The following is a 17,751-nucleotide window of genomic DNA, read 5'->3' as shown; positions in this document are numbered from 1 at the left end:
ACTAGAAACCATAATTCACACCTAAACCGATAATTTGCTTTGTTTGAAAGCCTCTAAATGCGTTATCGTCATAAATAGTTTGAAACGCAAAGTTTGTAGACAAGAACTTGTTGATTTTCATTACAATGTTTAACTGGTAATCAATATCTACATTTTGAGCTTCTTCCAAATAATTAGAATATAAATTTAAAATATTCTCAACAGAAACATTTTCCATAATATTGAATTTATAATAACCATTAACAGCTGCTCCTAATTCGTATCTATTTGTTTTTCCTTGTTCTACACCAAAAGAAGAACCAAATTCTGTAAAATGATCATGAACCATAATTAATTTTGAAGTAGCTGGAGCAATATTAACCTTTAAATTATCGCTTTTTTTCCACAACATACCAGGTCCAAATTGAAAAAAGGCAGGTGAAAAGAAATGCGAAATTTTTACGGTTTGAGTAGCTGGATCTAAACCAGTATCCATTTGTGTTTTAAAGTTGAAAAAAGCTGAGTAAAACCAATATCCAGAAGCTTTTTTCCCTAAAAGTGAATTAAACTCTAATCTGTCATCAGTTTTTTGAGTATCGGCACCTTTGATTTTAGTTAAACCATATGATGCGATGATTTTGTTATCCCAATTCCAATCTCCATTTTTATAATTGAAATCGTAATTTACTCCAACATTTCCAGCAAAGTTATTTTGACCACCCGCTTGCCAATTACTAAAAGAAGATTGATTGGCTAAAAAAGTAAAAACACCTTTTCTAGTCCAATGTTTTGTGGTGTCAATTGTAGTTTCTTGAGCAACAGTAACTGCTGAAACAAATAATATTAATAAAAAAAACTTTTTCATTCCTTAAATTTTAAAAATTAAAGGCGCAAAGTTACTTATTTTTGTTTAAACAAAGGAACAGCCGAACAAGCTTCGCCAAACATGACACTTTTGGCAACTTTCATTAGTTTTTGAATCGCTAAAGTATACACTTGGTTAGGAACCGATTTTTTAGAACAACCTTTCAAAATTACCGGTTTTTGAAAATAGTCGGTATAATCGAGTTTGTTCAAAATATCTTGATACCATTCGATAATAACTAACTCTTTACTTCCATGAATAACCTTTAAAGAATGAGGTGCCAAATAAACAGAAACCAAAGCAAATGCCCAAGCAGGAAGTATTGCATCAGTTGAACAATACAAAGAAACATATTTGTCTTCAAATTTAGACCAATCGTTGTTTTTTAATTGGTCACGAAAATCAGATTCTTTTAAGATAAATCCTTCTAATAACCATTGCGAAATATCTAAATCTACCACATGATTATCTGGATAGTAATCCTCTAAATCGAATACCATCAGGGAACTTTGTGCAACTTTGTTTACTATTTCGTCCATTTGAGAAGTTTCAAGTTTCAAGTTTCAAGTTGAACAACCTGAAACTTGAAACATTAAACAAATTTTACAACATTCCTAATTCCAATTTTGCTTCTTCGCTCATTAAATCTTTGCTCCAAGGCGGATCAAATGTAATTTCTACTTCGCATGATTTTACAGCATCGATAGATTTTACTTTTTCCTCTACTTCTTGAGGCAAAGTTTCAGCTACTGGGCAGTTTGGTGATGTTAAGGTCATTAAGATTTTTACATCGTTATCCTCGTTAATCATCACATCGTAGATTAAACCTAATTCGTAAATATCTACTGGAATTTCTGGGTCAAAAATTCCTTTTAAAACTTTGACAACGTCTTCGCCTAAGTTGATTGTATCGTTAAATTCTTCCATATTATTAAGTTTTCAGTCGCAGTTTTCAGTCGCAGAGCAATTTGAAAACTGCGACCGTAAACTGTAACTAATTATTGCTTCGATTGAAATGCCAAAGCATACATTTTTATTTGTTTTATCATTGAAACCAAACCGTTCGCTCTTGTTGGCGATAAATGTTCTTTTAAACCTATTTCGTCAATAAAATCAGTATTAGCATCCAAAATATCTTTTGCCGATTGATTGGAAAATGCTCGGATTAAAATTGCAATAATTCCTTTAGTCAAAATCGCATCACTATCGGCTGTAAAAACGATTTTTCCGTCTTGTTCTTCGCCGTGTACCCAAACTTTTGATTGGCAACCTTTAATGATGTTTTCGTCTATTTTGTATTGCTCATCTATTAACGGAAGTGATTTACCTAATTCGATGATGTATTCGTATCGTTGCATCCAGTCGTCAAACATAGAGAACTCGTCTACAATTTCGTTTTGTATTTCTTTAATCGTCATTATTTATTCAATTTTTCGGCAACGGAAATTAATTCATTAACAAAGTCTTCAATTTCTTTAGGTGGATAACCACCATCAAATTCAGAAGAAGTGTACGTGTTTTTTTCTTCTGTAAACGATAACGTTGCTATTGGTGCACCATCATAAAATCTTTTTTGTGTTGGGTCTTTTAAAGAACTTAAACCCTTCAAGTCGATATTCTGATATAAACCCAATAGTTTTTTGTAGTCTTCTTTTTTTAATTCCCAAAAAGCAGGTTTTGCTCCACGAGCAGTAACAACAAAAATTTTACCCTCTCGAACAACTATTTCTCTATAAAATCCGCGCGTATTTTCTTGATAAACTACAACGGGTAAATTTGAAACTTGTTCTTCTAAATTTGATTCAGTATTCACAACCTTTGCTTCTTCTTTAACTGCAGTTTTATTACACTTACAGCTAGTAAAAAAGCTCATCAAACTAAAAACTAATGCAAATAATTTCATAATTCGTTTTTTTAAGATAACATCATTTGTGCTTTTTTAACCGCTTCTACAAAGATATCAATTTCTTCCTTGGTATTATAAAAAGCAAAACTCGCTCTAATCGTTCCCGGAATATTGAAAAAATTCATAATAGGTTGTGCGCAATGATGACCGGTTCTAACCGCTATACCTAACTTATCGATAATTGTGCCAATGTCATACGGATGGATCCCTTCTATGTTAAACGAAATAACCGAAGCTTTGTTTTCACTCGTTCCGTAAATCGTTAACCCTTCAATTTCTTGTAATCTTTTGGTTCCGTAATCTAATAATTCTTGTTCGTAAGCTGCGATATTATCAAAACCTATCGAATTCATATAGTCAATTGCAGTTCCAAGAACTATTCCGCCTTCGATGTTGGGTGTTCCGGCTTCAAATTTATGAGGTAAATCTGCGTAAGTTGTTTTTTCAAATGTAACCTCAGCAATCATTTCGCCTCCGCCTTGATAGGGCGGTAATTTGCGTAACCAATCTTCTTTTCCGTATAAAATTCCAACGCCTGTTGGTCCGCAGACTTTATGTCCTGAAAACACATAAAAATCACAATCCAAAGCTTGTACATCTGGACGTAAATGCGGAGTTGCTTGTGCGCCATCGATTAAAACGGCTGCTCCTACCCCGTGTGCTTTTTTGATGAAGTATTCAATTGGGTTAACCGTTCCTAACGCATTTGAAATGTGATTAACCGTTACGATTTTCGTTTTTTCGGAAAGTAAATTGTCGAATTCGGAAAGGATTAATTCCCCTTTTTCATTCATTGGAATTACCACCAACTTCGCTCCTGTTTTTTCACATAAAAATTGCCACGGCACAATGTTGCTGTGATGTTCTAAAGCCGATACCATCACCTCATCGCCTGCTTTTAGCAAACTAGCAAAACCATTCGCCACCAAGTTAATTCCGAAAGTCGTTCCCGAAGTAAAAATGATTTCGTGATTGTATTTTGCATTTAAATGATTTTGAATCGTATTTCTAGACACTTCATACGCATCGGTAGCCAATTGACTCAACGTATGCACACCACGATGAATATTCGCATTGATTTCGCTGTAATATTTTGAAATAGCATCAATAACTACTTGCGGCTTTTGCGAAGTAGCTCCGTTATCAAAATACACCAAGGGTTTGCCATTTACTTTTTGCGATAAAATGGGAAAATCAGCTCTTACTTTTTGAACATCAAACATATTGATATTTTTTATTTTTTATAAAACAAAACCGCAATAACGCGGCTTTATATACTACAAATCAAATCCCATATTTACGCCTAATTTATCAGCAATAATTCTACCGATTTTAGCTTTTAATTCTGGTATTTTAATACTGTTGGTTACTTCGCTTGTAAACGCATACATCAATAAAGCTTTCGCTTCTTTTTTCGGAATTCCGCGTTGTTGCATGTAGAACATCGCGCTTTCGTCTAATTGTCCAATCGTACAACCGTGCGAACATTTTACATCATCGGCAAAAATTTCCAATTGTGGTTTTGCGTTGATGGTGGCTTTATCACCAATTAAAATGTTGTTGTTTTGTTGGAAAGCATCTGTTTTTTGCGCTTCTTTTTCAACGAAGATTTTTCCATTGAAAACTCCGGTTGAGCTATCGTGTAAAATCGTTTTATAGTTTTGGTGGCTTTCGCAATTTGGTGTTGCGTGTTGTACCAAAGTATAATGATCAACGTGTTGTTTATCACCAATAATGGTAATTCCTTTCAAAGTTGAATCGATTCGTTCTCCTTGGTGATAGAAATTCAAGTTGTTTCTGGTGATGTTTCCACCAAATGAAAAAGTATGAACTGCTACTCTACTCTCTTGCTTTTGCGCAATGTAAGTATTGTCAATCAAATTCGCAGTTTGTACGTCGTTTTGAACTTTATAATAATCTACAATCGCACGTTTTTGAGCAAAAATTTCGGTAACCGAATTCGTTAAAACGGGATTGCTATTCAAACTCTGATGACGTTCTACGATTTGCACGTGAGCGTTTTCACCTACTATGATTAAGTTTCGTGGTTGCACCATCAAAGCTGCCTCATTTCCTGTTGAGAAATAGATGATTTCGATAGGCTTTTCAACCACTTTACTTTTTGGAATGTTGATGTAAGCGCCTTCCAATGAAAATGCGGTATTTAGAGAAGTTAAACTCTCTTCTTTACTCGCAATTTGATTGAAATACGTATCAATTACCATTTTATATTTCGGTTTTGACAATGCCGAAGCCATCAAACAAACATCTAAACCATCGTGCGTTGTAGAAGACAAAAACGAACTAAAAATTCCGTCGATGAAAACTACTTTATAAGTGTCAATTTCATGTAAGAAATACTTTTTTACGTCTTTAAATTCAATCGCATTTTCTTTCTTTGGGAAAACCGAAAAATCATTTTTTAAAATCGCATTTAACGACGTGTATTTCCAAGCTTCCTCTTTTTTAGTAGGGAAACCTTTATTTTCGAAATTTTTTATGGCGTGATTTCGAACTTCATGCAAATCTTCATTGTCTTTGATTTTTTCTTCAAAGGCCATGAAGGAAGCTAATAATTTATCTTTTAACTCCATATTATGCTTCTTGTTCTTGTTTAATCCAATCGTATCCTTTTTCTTCTAACTCTAAAGCTAAATCAGCTCCACCCGTTTTTACGATTTTTCCATCCATTAAAACGTGAACAAAATCTGGAACGATATAGTCTAACAAACGTTGGTAGTGCGTGATTACTAATACCGCGTTGTTTTCGTTTTTCAATTTGTTTACTCCATTAGCAACAATTCGTAACGCATCGATATCTAAACCTGAATCCGTTTCGTCCAAAATAGCGATTTTTGGCTCTAACATTGCCATTTGGAAAATTTCGTTACGTTTCTTTTCACCACCCGAAAAACCTTCGTTTAGAGAACGCGACAAGAATTTTCTGTCCATTTCTAACAACTCTGATTTTTCACGGATTAATTTCAACATTTCATTCGCAGGCATTTCCTCTTTTCCGTTAGCTTTTCTACTTTCGTTGATAGCTGTTTTGATGAAATTCGTTACCGAAACCCCTGGAATTTCCACTGGATATTGAAACGATAAGAACACGCCTTTGTGTGCTCGTTCTTCTGGAGCTAATTCTGAAATTTCTTCTCCGTCTAAAAAGATTTCGCCTTCCGTTACTTCGTAATTTTCGTTTCCGGCAATGATAGAAGATAAAGTTGATTTTCCGGCACCGTTTGGTCCCATAATCGCATGCACTTCTCCTGCTTTAATTTCAAGGTTGATTCCTTTTAATATGTCTTTGTCTTCTACCGAAGCGTGTAAGTTTTTTATCTGTAACATTTTGTAAATGTGTTATATATTCTAATTTATGATTGACTATCCTACTGAACCTTCTAACGAAATTTCTAATAATTTTTGCGCTTCAACAGCGAATTCCATTGGTAATTTATTCAATACTTCTTTACTGAAACCATTTACGATTAAAGCAATGGCTTTTTCGGTTGGAATTCCTCTTTGATTACAATAGAACACTTGGTCTTCTCCAATTTTTGAAGTCGTAGCTTCGTGTTCAATTTTTGCCGAAGCATTTTTACTTTCGATATAAGGGAACGTGTGTGCGCCACAATTATTTCCCATCAAAAGCGAATCACATTGTGAAAAGTTACGAGCGTTTTCTGCTCTTGCTCCTATTTGCACTAATCCTCTGTAACTGTTTTGTGACTTTCCAGCTGAAATTCCTTTTGAAATGATGGTCGATTTGGTGTTTTTTCCCAAATGAATCATTTTCGTTCCGGTATCGGCTTGTTGGAAATTATTTGTAACGGCAATTGAGTAAAACTCTCCGATTGAATTATCGCCTTTTAGTACACATGATGGATATTTCCAAGTTACAGCCGAACCTGTTTCTACTTGCGTCCAAGAAATTTTTGCGTTTTTCTCGCACAAACCTCTTTTAGTAACGAAGTTAAAAACTCCTCCTTTACCTTCCTTGTTTCCTGGATACCAGTTTTGAACGGTTGAATATTTGATTTCAGCTCCGTCCATTGCAATTAATTCTACAACGGCTGCGTGCAATTGATTTTCATCACGACTTGGAGCGGTACATCCTTCTAAATAAGACACGTAACTTTCTTCATCGGCAACCAATAACGTTCTTTCAAACTGACCAGTTCCTCCTTGATTGATACGGAAATACGTTGATAATTCCATTGGACAGCGAACGCCTTTTGGAATGTAACAGAAACTTCCATCAGAAAAAACAGCCGAATTTAAAGCTGCATAAAAGTTATCTTTCATTGGAACAACTGTGCCAATGTATTTTCTAACTAATTCTGGATGTTCTTTGATAGCTTCGGAAATACTCATGAAAATAATTCCTTTTTCAGCCAATGTTTTCTTGAAAGTCGTTGCCACAGAAACCGAATCTACTACGATATCAATCGCCACGTTATTCATTTTCTTTTGCTCATCAACCGAAATTCCTAACTTTTTGTACATCGCCAAAAGTTCTGGGTCAACGTCTTCTAATTTTTTATTCGGATCCGCTTTTTTAGGTGCCGAATAATACGAAATCGCCTGAAAATCTGGTTTTTCGTAATTTACGTTTGCCCATTCTGGCTCTTCCATTTCTTGCCAAGCGCGAAAAGCTTCCAAACGCCATTCGGTCATCCATTCTGGCTCTTCCTTTTTCTTGGAAATGGCACGAACAATATCTTCATTTAACCCAACAGGAAACGTTTCCGAGTCTAATTCGGTGTAAAATCCGTATTCGTATTCTTTATTTTCTAATTCGACTTTTAAGTCGTCTTCTGTATACTTACTCATATTTTTTGATTTATAGAGAGAAACTCTCTCCACATCCACACGTTCTTTGTGCATTTGGATTGTTAAAAACAAATCCTTTTCCGTTTAAACCACCTGAAAATTCTAATATAGTTCCAGCCAAGTAAAGAAAACTCTTTTTCTCTACAGCAATTTTCACATTATTATCTTCAAATATTTTATCGTTTTCTCCTATTTCTTTGTCAAATTTTAAATCATAAGACAAACCCGAGCAACCACCACTTTTTACGCCTACTCGCACGTAATCTTTGGCTGCATCAAAACCATCTTCTTGCATCATTGCAATGATTTTTTTACTTGCTGTATCAGATACTTTAATCATTTCTTATTTTGATTTTGTCTAAATTAACTGCAAAGATAAGCCTTAAATTGCTTTTTACAAGAATTGCTAACATTTTTATAACTTATAGATTCATAGTTTCTGTTTATAGTATTTTTTGTAATTTGGCTGAAAATTGTTTTGACCATGAAATTACATTCTATTGAAGCTGGAAATTTTAAATTAGATGGTGGCGCTATGTTTGGTGTGGTGCCTAAAACCATTTGGAATAAAACCAATCCAGCAGACGAAAATAACCTTATTGATATTGCAGCAAGATGCCTTTTAATTGAAGATGGGAACCGATTAACTTTGATTGATACCGGAATGGGCAACAAACAATCGGAGAAGTTTTTTGGGTATTATTACCTTTGGGGCGATCATTCGTTAGATAAATCTTTAAAAAATGCAGGTTTTCATCGCGATGATATTACCGATGTTTTTATGACGCATTTGCATTTTGATCATTGTGGCGGAAGCGTGAATTGGAACAAAGACAAAACCGGTTACGAAGTCGCTTTTAAAAATGCAAAATTCTGGACGAATGACAACCATTGGGAATGGGCAACAAAACCAAACGCTAGAGAAAAAGCATCGTTTTTACATGAAAATATCATTCCAATGCAAGAAAGTGGGCAATTGAATTTTATTGACCGACCAAATTCAGGTTTTGGATTTTCATCTGAATTAGGTTTCGATATTTTCTACGCAGATGGTCATACCGAAAAACAAATGTTACCGCACATCAACTACAACGGAAAAACCATTGTTTTTTGTGCCGATATGCTACCAACTGCAGGTCATATTCCCATTCCATACGTTACAGGATACGACACAAGACCCTTGATGTCGATGGATGAAAAACAAATATTTTTAAATAACGCTGCCGACAATAATTATTATTTGTGGCTAGAACACGACGCTCACAATCAAATTATAACGGTTCAGCATACCGAAAAAGGAATCCGGTTGAAAGAAGTTTTCAAGTGCGAAGACATTCTAAAATAATGTTAAAAAAGAACATAATTGTAACAAATACAAATCAAATCAGTCCAATAACTGAAAATTAATTAATTGAAAACATGAAGAGAATTTTTAGACCACTTTATTTGAGCTTAGCTTTAGGATTTATCTTAGCAAGTTGTGGATCGCAAAAAATGCTATCAACTCCGGTTGAGAATATTGATAATTTACCTTTAAAAACTACTCCAGTTACTGAAAATGATTTGCAACGTTGGAGTCATTTAGACTTAGTAAAAGACACACTTCCTGGAATGAGCGTTGATAAAGCTTACAAAGAATTATTAAAAGGTAAAAAAGGGCAAAAAGTTATCGTTGGAATCGTAGATTCAGGTGTTGATATCAACCATGAAGATTTAAAAGCGGTTATTTGGACCAATCCAAAAGAAATTGCGGGTAATGGAATTGACGATGACAAAAACGGTTACATTGACGATATGCACGGATGGAATTTCTTAGGAAACGCTGTTCATGAACAATTAGAAATGACGCGTATTGTTAAAAAAGGTCCTGGAACTCCAGAATATGATAAAGCAAAAGCGAAATTAGAAGAAGAATTAAAAGGATTAACTCCTCAAAAACAGCAATTAGATTTTATTGTAAACGCTGAAAAACAATTAGCTACTTACTTCAAGAAAAGTAATTTTACGCTAGAAGAGGTTAAAGCAATTCCAGCAACTGAAACATCTTTGGCTCAACCAAAAGCTTTGTTTACAAACGTTTTAAGCTCAACTTCAAAAGCTGAATTTGACAAACAAATCGAAGAATATAAAGACTATGTTTACGGTCAATTAAATTACAACTTAAATGTTGATTTTGATGGAAGAAAAATCGTTGGTGATAATCCAAACGATTTAAAAGACACTAAATACGGAAACAATAACGTAGTAGGTCCAGAGCCAAAAGAAGCAAAACACGGAACGCACGTAGCTGGAATTGTAGCTCAAGTGAGAGGCAACAATAAAGGTGGAGACGGAGTTACAAACAACGCTCAAATCATGGCGTTAAGAGCTGTTCCAAACGGAGACGAATATGATAAAGATATTGCTTTAGCAATTCGCTATGCAGCAGATAATGGTGCAAAAGTAATCAATGGTTCTTTTGGAAAATATTTTTCACAAAACAAAGAATGGGTTATCGATGCTATCAAATACGCAGAATCTAAAGACGTTTTAGTAGTTATCGCTGCTGGTAACGAATCGTATGATTTAGATGTTACGAACAAATATCCAAACGACACCTATGATGGAAGTCCAGAATTTGCTAAAAACGTATTGATTATTGGAGCACTTTCTCCTACTTATGGAAGTAAAATGGTTGCAGATTTTTCTAATTACGGAAAAAACAATGTAGATATTTTTGCTCCTGGAGATAAAATTTATGCTACTACACCATTAAACACTTACGAATATTTACAAGGAACTTCAATGGCGTCACCTAACGTGGCTGGTGTGGCAACATTAATTCGTTCTTACTATCCAAGTTTAACTGCGGTTCAAGTAAAACAAATTATCATGGAAAGTGGAACACCTTTAAAAAATCAAGTGATAATTGGAGAAGACAAACACAAAGCTAATTTTGCAGATGCTTCTAAATCAGGAAGAATTGTTAATGCTTATAACGCTTTAGTTTTAGCAGCTAAGATGGCAAAAAAATAAAAGTATCATTACTTTAGTAAAACCAAAAACCTACAGGTTGTTAAATTCTTGTAGGTTTTTCTTTTAAAAATTGATTATGAAAAAATTACTTTTTTTACTTATTTCATGTGCTAGCTTTGCACAAAACAATCCAAATCCGGGTTATTGGCAACAACACGTTGACTATAAAATGGAGGTGAATATGGATGTGAAAAAATTCCAATATAAAGGAAAACAGGAAATTGTCTACACGAATAATTCACCTGACACCTTACACAAAGTTTTCTATCATTTGTATAACAACGCCTTTCAACCAGGAAGCGAAATGGATGCGCGTTTACAGGCGATTTCTGACCCAGATAAACGAATGGTGAAAACCTTCAAAAAAGAAGGTAAAGACGTAAAAGAAAGCAGAATTAGCACGTTGAAACCAAATGAAATTGGCTATTTAAACATCGCTAATTTCAAACAAGATGGCGTTGTAGCAATCACAAAAGTAGTAGGAACTATTTTAGAAGTTACTTTAGCAAAACCTATTTTACCAAAGCAAAAAACAACCCTTTCCTTAGATTTTGACGGTCAAGTACCTTTACAAATTCGTCGTTCTGGAAGATTGTCAGAAGAAGGCGTTGCGTTATCGATGACACAATGGTATCCAAAATTATGTGAATATGATTTCGAAGGTTGGCATGCTAATCCTTATATCGCAAGAGAATTTCATGGTGTTTGGGGAAATTTTGATGTGAAAATTACAATTGATAAAGCTTACACAATCGGTGGAACAGGATATTTACAAAACAAAAACGAAATCGGTCATGGTTATCAAGATGCTGGTGTACAAGTTGTTTATCCAAAGAAAACCAAAACCTTGACTTGGCATTTTTATGCACCAAACGTACATGATTTTGCTTGGGGAGCTGATAATGAGTTCATTCACGACATGATTTTAGGTCCAAATAATGTGGAATTACATTTCTTGTACAAAAACAAGAAAGAGAATTTAGAAAATTGGAAAAAAATGCAACCTAAAACAGCTGAATTATTAGCTTACTTTAATGAAAATGTTGGACAATATCCATACAAACAATACTCTGTAATTCAGGGTGGCGATGGCGGAATGGAATATGGCATGTGTACTTTAATTACAGGAAATAGAGCATTTGGAAGTTTAGTTGGTGTAACTGCTCACGAAATGGCACATTCTTGGTTCCAATTTGTATTAGCAACGAACGAAACCAAACACGAATGGATGGATGAAGGTTTTACGTCATACATTTCTAACTTAGCGATGAATAAAGTGTTGCCTCCAAAAAAACCAGAAAATCCATTTGAAGACGCTTACAATAATTACATTTATTTAGCAAAATCTGGAAAAGAGCAACCGCTTTCTACACATGCTGATCGTTATGATTTGAATATGGCGTATGGTATTTCGGCTTACAGTAAAGGAGAAGTGTTTTTAGTACAATTGGGTTATTTAATTGGACAAGAAAACCTCAACAAAACTATAAAACGTTTTTACAACGAGTATAAATTTACGCATCCAACACCTAACGATATCAAACGTGTGGCAGAGAAGGTTTCAGGTGCAAATTTAGATTGGTATTTGTTAGATTGGACACTTACTACAAACACCATTGATTATAGCATCAAAGAAGTTTCGGAAGCTAATGCTGCTAATACAAAAGTGGTTTTTGAAAGAAAAGGGAGAATGCCAATGCCATTAGATGTTATGGTAGAATATACCGATGGAACTAAAGAATTCTTCTACATTCCAAATACGTTAATGCGTTGGGAAAAACCAAATCCTTATGCAGGAATCAAAGGGAATGTGTTAAAAGGTTGGGATTGGGCTTACCCTACTTTCACATTTGAAATTGCAAAACCTAAAGACAAAATCAAATCGATTACCATTGACCCAGAAAATATGATGGCAGATGTGAATAAAGAAGATAACATCTTTACAAAAAAATAAAATTGAAAAGCGACTTTAGGGTCGCTTTTTTTATGTTGATTTTCAACAAGTGAGATGATAATTGTCATGATTTACGTGTATTGTCTTTCGTAATTTTAATGTGCTAAAAATGCAAATTAAAATTAGTTATTCATTTAAAAACATAAAGTCATGAGCATTGCAACTAAAGACATTAGAAACGTGGTATTTCTTGGGCATTCAGGATCAGGAAAGACCACTTTTATCGAGACCATGTTATTTGAAAGTGGCGTAATTCCACGCCGTGGTTCGATTGAAAATCACAATACCATTTCGGATTTTACCGATTTAGAACACGAAAGAGAAAACACCTTATACAGCCACTTAATGCACGTTAAATGGCACAACAACAAAATCAACATCATAGACACTCCAGGTTTCGACGATTTTATTGGCGAAGTAGTTTCTTCTCTTAAAGTAGCCGATACCGCTGTAATTCTTCTAAATGCGGCTTCTGGCGTAGAAGTTGGGACTGAAATAGTTTGGGAATACGTTCAAGACTATCAAACGCCTGCTTTTTTTGTTATCAATCAAATGGATCAACCAAAAGCAGATTTTGAAACTACTTTAGAGCAAGCGGTGAATCGCTTTGGGAACAAAGTAATTCCAATTCAATATCCATACAATTCTGGTGAAAAATTCAATAGTATTATCGATGTACTTCGCATGACGATGTATGTTTTCCCAAAAAATGGCGGAAAACCAGAAAAAATGTCAATTCCTGAATCCGAATTAGAAAAAGCAAATACGCTTCATAACTCCTTAGTAGAAGCGGCTGCCGAAAATGAAGAAGGTTTAATGGAAAAATACTTCGAAAAAGGCAATTTAGATGAAGAAGAATTAGCAAAAGGATTAACAATAGCATTGGCACATCAACAAATATTTCCTGTTTTTTGTGCTTCGGGATTAAAAGATATGGGAAGCGGTAGAATTATGGGATTCATTGATGATATTACACCATCTCCAGCCGATAGACCAGCGAAAAAATTAGAAAATGGAGGCGAATTAAAATGCGATGCTTCAGACAAAACTACTATTTTTATTTACAAAACACTTTCAGAACCACAAGTGGGAATGGTTTCCTACTTCAAAGTCCTTTCGGGTGAATTGAATGCTGGTGATGAATTGGTAAATGCTGATAACGGAGAAACCGAACGCTTAACGCAATTATTCGTAGCAGAAGGAAAACAAAGAACTGCCGTTGATAAATTAACTGCTGGCGATTTAGGAGTTACCGTTCGATTGAAATACGGACATTCTAACAACACATTAAATGCTAAAGGTGTAGAAAGAAAAGTAAGAAAAATGCAGTTTCCAGAAAGTCGCATCAGAAAAGCAGTTGCAACTGCTAATCTAGCCGATATGGAAAAAATGATCAAAGCCTTACACCAAATTGAAGAAGAAGATTTGACTTTCAAAGTAGAGCAATCTTCGGAATTAAAACAAACCATTGTTTATGGTCAAGGGCAATTGCATTTAGATTTAATCAAACATCGCATCGAAAGTGAAAATAATATCGAAATCATCTTTGAAGAGCCAAAAGTGCCGTATCGCGAAACCATAACTAAAGCCGCTAAAGCCGAATACCGTCATAAAAAACAAAGTGGTGGCGCTGGACAATTTGGAGAAGTTCATTTAACCATTGAGCCTTATTACGATGATATGCCAGAACCACAAGGCGTGAACGTTCGCAACAAAGAAATTGAAGAATTACCTTGGGGTGGAAAATTCGCATTCTATTGGTGTATTGTAGGAGGTGCAATCGACAATCGATATGCTACAGCTATCAAAAAAGGCATCATGCAGTCCATGACTGAGGGTCCGTTAACGGGTTCTAATTGTCAAAACATTCGCGTTTGTATTTACGATGGTAAAATGCATGCGGTAGATAGTAATGATATTTCGTTCCAATTGGCCGCTTCTCATGCATTTAAAGAAGCCTTTAATGAAGCAAAACCTCAGCTTTTAGAGCCTTATTATCAACTTGAGGTACTTTGTGAAGATGCTTACACCGGCGACGTTATGGGCGATTTACAAACCCGAAGAGCCATCATTCAAGGAATGGATACCGATGGTCATTATCAAAAAATTATTTCCGAAGTGCCACTAGCCGAACTCAAAGATTATGGTTCTACACTTCGTTCATTAACGCAAGGAAAAGCAAAATTCAAATTGGAATTTAGTTCTTATCAACTGGTTCCTCCTCATGTTCAGGAAAGTTTAGTTATAAGCAATGCGGTTTTATCTGAATAATGAATAGATTTTGCATTTAGAAAAGCTTCTTCAAATTGAGGAAGCTTTTTTTATACATACTTTTGTCTGCTTAAAAATAAAACAACAAAACAAATAATATACTGTTGATTATTAGTAAATTAGCATAAAAATAAAAGTGGAAATTTTAGATAAAAATAGAACCGTATCGCAATTAACAATACTATACATTTTGGTTGTTGTTGTGTTTTCGTTTTTAAATTTGAAATCATTTCCATTTCTTGAATTTCTATTAGGTAGTATTCGAATTCCGCTTCTTATTTTAATGTATTTTCTTGCTTCTAAAATCAAAAGTACGCTCTATTTTAGCGCTTTAATTTTGTTCTTTTTTGCCTATTTATTCTTTAGGGAAAACACACCCTTTTTTAATTGTATAGGAGCAATCATTTCACTTGCTTATCGTATATTAATTTTCATCATCGTTTATAAAAGCATTGAAAATAAGAACTGGTTAGCGATTGTTTTAGCTTCAATTCCTTACTTTTTTATCTATTTATATGTTTTGCTTTTGTTAGAAAAAGAAGTGAAAATCGATTTTTATCCCTGGGTTTTAAACGGATTTTTAACATCATTCATTGGTGGAATGGCGACTTTCAATTTCCTTTTTCAAGACAAGAAACGATTGTATTGGTTGTTCATTAGCGCGATTTTATTTGTGATTCAAATTGGCGTGTTTTTAATTAACAAATATTACTTTCCAGATGAAATTTTACGAATGTTAACCATCATTTTGTTCGGAATTTCCAACTTTACTTTTTACAAATTTGTGCTACTTCAAGAAGAATTAAAACTTAAATACACATCTTAATTTAAAGTTTTCTAACTTTGCTTCATGAAATTCACTTATCCCAAACACGAAAAATTAAAAAGCAAAACTACGATTGACTTGTTGTTTTCGGAAGGGAAATCAGTTTCAAAATATCCGTTGCGTTTGGTTTATGTAGAAAATACAGAACCTAATGCGGAGCTTATTAAAATTGGTGTTTCGGTATCTAAAAAATATTTCAAAAAGGCGGTCGACCGTAATTATTTCAAGCGTGTTTTGCGCGAAACCTATCGTTTAAACAAGCATCTTTTAATTGATCATTTAGAAAAACCACATGCTTTCATGTTTTTCTATCAATCGAAAGAGCGACTTTCCTATCAAGAAATTGAAGAGAAAACCATTCAACTTTTTCAAAAATTCAACGAAAGGCAGAAGTAAATTGCACTTTTGGTTTAATTTTTGCTCAAGATTCTTTACTTTCGTAAACTGGTATAATTCAATACTTCAACATGAAAAAATATTTCAGAGGAAAAATAATCATTCCGGTTCTGGCAGCGGGTTTCTTATTTGTGGGCGTTAGTTTTAAGAACGATTTTTTTGAAATTGCCAAGCAAATCGAAATCTTCACGGGACTTTTCAAAACCGTTAACCAAAATTACGTGGATGAAACCAATCCAGGTGAAATGATGGATAACGCCATAAAAAACATGTTGAAAGAATTAGATCCGTACACCGTTTTCTTTAACGAACAAGACGTTTTAAAATTCAAAATCAACAATACGGGTGAATATACTGGCATTGGCGCTATGGTGCAACGCAAAGAAGGAAAAGTTTTTCTAAAAGAAATTTACAAAGGCTTTCCAGCCGATAAAGCTGGATTGAAAGCGGGTGACGAGGTAATTCAAATTGGAGATATCAACTTAAAAGAATACAAAGAAGATGCTTCGCAATTGTTTCGTGGTGCTAAAAATACGAAAGTTGAAATTCAATATATTCGTCAAGGAAAAACGCAAAATGCAACGATTATTTTAGACGATGTTGAAATAAAAGCAGTTCCTTTTTTCTCACTTTTAAAAGACAACACAGGATATATCGTTTTAACCAAATTTACTGAAAAAGCGAGCTTTGAAACCAAAGCAGCATTGTTAGAACTTAAAAAACAAGGCGCTACCAAAATCATTTTAGATTTAAGAGGAAATCCAGGTGGATTATTGCATGAAGCGGTTAACATTTGCAATCTTTTTGTTCCTAAAAACGAATTGATTGTAACCACAAAATCCAAAAATCCAAAACACAATTTGGAATATCGCACTAAAAATGAACCTATCGATTTAGAAATTCCGATTGCGGTTATTGTAGATGGAAAAAGTGCTTCAGCTTCTGAAATTGTGGCGGGTGCGATTCAAGATTTGGATAGAGGGGTAATTTTAGGAACAAGAAGTTTTGGAAAAGGATTGGTGCAACGTCCTTTAGATTTGTCTTATGGAACACAAGTAAAAGTTACGATTTCAAGATATTACACACCTTCGGGAAGATGTATTCAAGCTTTAGATTATTCGAAAAAAGACGAAAACGGTAAAGCAATCAAGAAAAATCAGACCGAATTTACTGCTTTCAAAACCAAAGCAGGAAGAACAGTTTATGATGGTGGTGGTGTTTTACCAGATATAGAAATCGAAGAAACCAAAACGGCAACTATTACTGATGCTGTTGTTAAAAGTGATGCTATTTTCAACTTTGCAACGCAATGGTATTATAAAAACCCATCTCTAACAGGAATTCCATCAATTTCTGATGCGGATTACACCGCGTTTAAAGCGTTTTTAAAACAAGAGAAAATCACTTTAGACACCGAGACTAATAAAGCACTGAAAAATGTTTTAGAAACGGCTAAAAAAGAGAAAATGGATGCACAAATTGCTGCGGAATACAAACAATTAGAGTTGGCCATAGAAAGAAATCAAGAATTAGAATTAGATAAAAACAAAAACCAAATTAAGAAACTAATTCAAGAAGAATTAATTACGCGTTACCAATATCGTGAAGGTTTGTATCAATTTTATACCAAAGAAAATGTTGAAATTGAAAAAGCTATCACCTTACTAAACAATCAAACGCAATACAAATCGATATTAAAAAAATAA

The 17,751-nt window shown here is 34.3% G+C and carries 17 protein-coding genes; 7 read left to right on the top strand and 10 right to left on the bottom strand.

What is annotated here, in order from left to right; translation table 11 throughout:
• Position 1: 1 nt before the first annotated feature.
• The 10 genes from B0I03_RS06025 to B0I03_RS05980 all read right to left on the bottom strand — a co-directional run bounded on the left by B0I03_RS06025 (position 2) and on the right by B0I03_RS05980 (position 7,923).
• On the bottom strand, positions 2-844 hold the full coding sequence (locus tag B0I03_RS06025; protein WP_111566557.1) for a DUF3078 domain-containing protein: 843 nt from the start codon (positions 842-844) through the stop codon (positions 2-4).
• Positions 845-879: 35 nt separating this feature from the next.
• The gene (locus B0I03_RS06020) at positions 880-1,383 is read right to left on the bottom strand and encodes a DUF2480 family protein (RefSeq protein WP_111566556.1); all 504 of its coding nucleotides are present in this window, start codon (positions 1,381-1,383) and stop codon (positions 880-882) included.
• A 64-nt stretch (positions 1,384-1,447) separates the two neighbouring features.
• Positions 1,448-1,771 (bottom strand): SUF system Fe-S cluster assembly protein, encoded by a 324-nt coding sequence (locus B0I03_RS06015; protein ID WP_111566555.1) that lies wholly within the window; start codon positions 1,769-1,771, stop codon positions 1,448-1,450.
• A 71-nt stretch (positions 1,772-1,842) separates the two neighbouring features.
• Positions 1,843-2,262 (bottom strand): SufE family protein, encoded by a 420-nt coding sequence (locus B0I03_RS06010; protein WP_111566554.1) that lies wholly within the window; start codon positions 2,260-2,262, stop codon positions 1,843-1,845.
• Positions 2,262-2,747 carry a hypothetical protein gene (locus B0I03_RS06005; protein WP_146603264.1) on the bottom strand — a complete coding sequence of 162 codons (486 nt, stop codon included), beginning with the start codon at positions 2,745-2,747 and terminating at the stop codon, positions 2,262-2,264. Before B0I03_RS06005 ends, B0I03_RS06010 begins: the two co-directional genes overlap by 1 nt.
• An 11-nt stretch (positions 2,748-2,758) precedes the next feature.
• Positions 2,759-3,973: an aminotransferase class V-fold PLP-dependent enzyme gene (locus B0I03_RS06000; protein ID WP_111566552.1), complete on the bottom strand. Its 1,215-nt coding sequence runs from the start codon at positions 3,971-3,973 to the stop codon at positions 2,759-2,761.
• A gap of 54 nt (positions 3,974-4,027) precedes the next feature.
• A complete protein-coding gene (sufD, locus tag B0I03_RS05995) occupies positions 4,028-5,344 on the bottom strand; it encodes a Fe-S cluster assembly protein SufD (RefSeq protein WP_111566551.1) in 1,317 nt (438 codons plus the stop codon).
• 1 nt (position 5,345) lies between these two features.
• Positions 5,346-6,098, bottom strand: coding sequence for a Fe-S cluster assembly ATPase SufC (gene sufC / locus B0I03_RS05990; protein ID WP_111566550.1), 753 nt, complete (start codon positions 6,096-6,098; stop codon positions 5,346-5,348).
• Positions 6,099-6,134: 36 nt separating this feature from the next.
• Complete coding sequence (gene sufB / locus B0I03_RS05985; RefSeq protein ID WP_111566549.1) at positions 6,135-7,583, bottom strand: Fe-S cluster assembly protein SufB; 1,449 nt, start codon at positions 7,581-7,583, stop codon at positions 6,135-6,137.
• A gap of 10 nt (positions 7,584-7,593) precedes the next feature.
• Positions 7,594-7,923, bottom strand: coding sequence for a HesB/IscA family protein (locus B0I03_RS05980; RefSeq protein WP_026725390.1), 330 nt, complete (start codon positions 7,921-7,923; stop codon positions 7,594-7,596).
• A 144-nt stretch (positions 7,924-8,067) separates the two neighbouring features.
• Here B0I03_RS05980 and B0I03_RS05975 point away from each other — a divergent pair, with 144 nt between their 5' ends.
• From B0I03_RS05975 to B0I03_RS05945, 7 genes are all read left to right on the top strand, one after another.
• Positions 8,068-8,928, top strand: a complete 861-nt coding sequence (locus B0I03_RS05975) for an MBL fold metallo-hydrolase (protein ID WP_111566548.1) — start codon at positions 8,068-8,070, stop codon at positions 8,926-8,928.
• A gap of 74 nt (positions 8,929-9,002) precedes the next feature.
• Positions 9,003-10,598, top strand: coding sequence for a S8 family peptidase (locus tag B0I03_RS05970; protein WP_111566547.1), 1,596 nt, complete (start codon positions 9,003-9,005; stop codon positions 10,596-10,598).
• A gap of 76 nt (positions 10,599-10,674) precedes the next feature.
• Positions 10,675-12,552: a M1 family metallopeptidase gene (locus B0I03_RS05965; protein ID WP_111566546.1), complete on the top strand. Its 1,878-nt coding sequence runs from the start codon at positions 10,675-10,677 to the stop codon at positions 12,550-12,552.
• Between the two features lie 150 nt (positions 12,553-12,702).
• Positions 12,703-14,823: an elongation factor G gene (locus B0I03_RS05960; protein WP_111566545.1), complete on the top strand. Its 2,121-nt coding sequence runs from the start codon at positions 12,703-12,705 to the stop codon at positions 14,821-14,823.
• 136 nt (positions 14,824-14,959) lie between these two features.
• On the top strand, positions 14,960-15,649 hold the full coding sequence (locus B0I03_RS05955) for a hypothetical protein (protein WP_111566544.1): 690 nt from the start codon (positions 14,960-14,962) through the stop codon (positions 15,647-15,649).
• A 24-nt stretch (positions 15,650-15,673) separates the two neighbouring features.
• Complete coding sequence (rnpA, locus tag B0I03_RS05950; RefSeq protein WP_111566543.1) at positions 15,674-16,045, top strand: ribonuclease P protein component; 372 nt, start codon at positions 15,674-15,676, stop codon at positions 16,043-16,045.
• Positions 16,046-16,116: 71 nt separating this feature from the next.
• Positions 16,117-17,751 carry a S41 family peptidase gene (locus B0I03_RS05945; RefSeq protein ID WP_111566542.1) on the top strand — a complete coding sequence of 545 codons (1,635 nt, stop codon included), beginning with the start codon at positions 16,117-16,119 and terminating at the stop codon, positions 17,749-17,751.

Source organism: Flavobacterium aquaticum (genome assembly GCF_003259835.1).
Taxonomy (GTDB): Bacteria; Bacteroidota; Bacteroidia; order Flavobacteriales; family Flavobacteriaceae; genus Flavobacterium; species Flavobacterium aquaticum.
The sequence above is the reverse complement of the archived record's forward strand: the minus strand, read 5'-3'. Positions and strand labels throughout refer to the sequence as shown.

Coding starts and splice junctions, on each gene's coding strand:
- B0I03_RS05965 (WP_111566546.1), top strand. CDS start 10,675: ATGAAAAAATTACTTTTTTTACTTATTTCATGTGCTAGCTTTGCACAA.
- B0I03_RS06005 (WP_146603264.1), bottom strand. CDS start 2,747: ATGAAATTATTTGCATTAGTTTTTAGTTTGATGAGCTTTTTTACTAGC.
- B0I03_RS05980 (WP_026725390.1), bottom strand. CDS start 7,923: ATGATTAAAGTATCTGATACAGCAAGTAAAAAAATCATTGCAATGATG.
- B0I03_RS05970 (WP_111566547.1), top strand. CDS start 9,003: ATGAAGAGAATTTTTAGACCACTTTATTTGAGCTTAGCTTTAGGATTT.
- sufB (WP_111566549.1), bottom strand. CDS start 7,583: ATGAGTAAGTATACAGAAGACGACTTAAAAGTCGAATTAGAAAATAAA.
- B0I03_RS05975 (WP_111566548.1), top strand. CDS start 8,068: ATGAAATTACATTCTATTGAAGCTGGAAATTTTAAATTAGATGGTGGC.
- sufD (WP_111566551.1), bottom strand. CDS start 5,344: ATGGAGTTAAAAGATAAATTATTAGCTTCCTTCATGGCCTTTGAAGAA.
- rnpA (WP_111566543.1), top strand. CDS start 15,674: ATGAAATTCACTTATCCCAAACACGAAAAATTAAAAAGCAAAACTACG.
- B0I03_RS06000 (WP_111566552.1), bottom strand. CDS start 3,973: ATGTTTGATGTTCAAAAAGTAAGAGCTGATTTTCCCATTTTATCGCAA.
- B0I03_RS05960 (WP_111566545.1), top strand. CDS start 12,703: ATGAGCATTGCAACTAAAGACATTAGAAACGTGGTATTTCTTGGGCAT.
- sufC (WP_111566550.1), bottom strand. CDS start 6,098: ATGTTACAGATAAAAAACTTACACGCTTCGGTAGAAGACAAAGACATA.
- B0I03_RS06010 (WP_111566554.1), bottom strand. CDS start 2,262: ATGACGATTAAAGAAATACAAAACGAAATTGTAGACGAGTTCTCTATG.
- B0I03_RS05945 (WP_111566542.1), top strand. CDS start 16,117: ATGAAAAAATATTTCAGAGGAAAAATAATCATTCCGGTTCTGGCAGCG.
- B0I03_RS06020 (WP_111566556.1), bottom strand. CDS start 1,383: ATGGACGAAATAGTAAACAAAGTTGCACAAAGTTCCCTGATGGTATTC.
- B0I03_RS06015 (WP_111566555.1), bottom strand. CDS start 1,771: ATGGAAGAATTTAACGATACAATCAACTTAGGCGAAGACGTTGTCAAA.
- B0I03_RS06025 (WP_111566557.1), bottom strand. CDS start 844: ATGAAAAAGTTTTTTTTATTAATATTATTTGTTTCAGCAGTTACTGTT.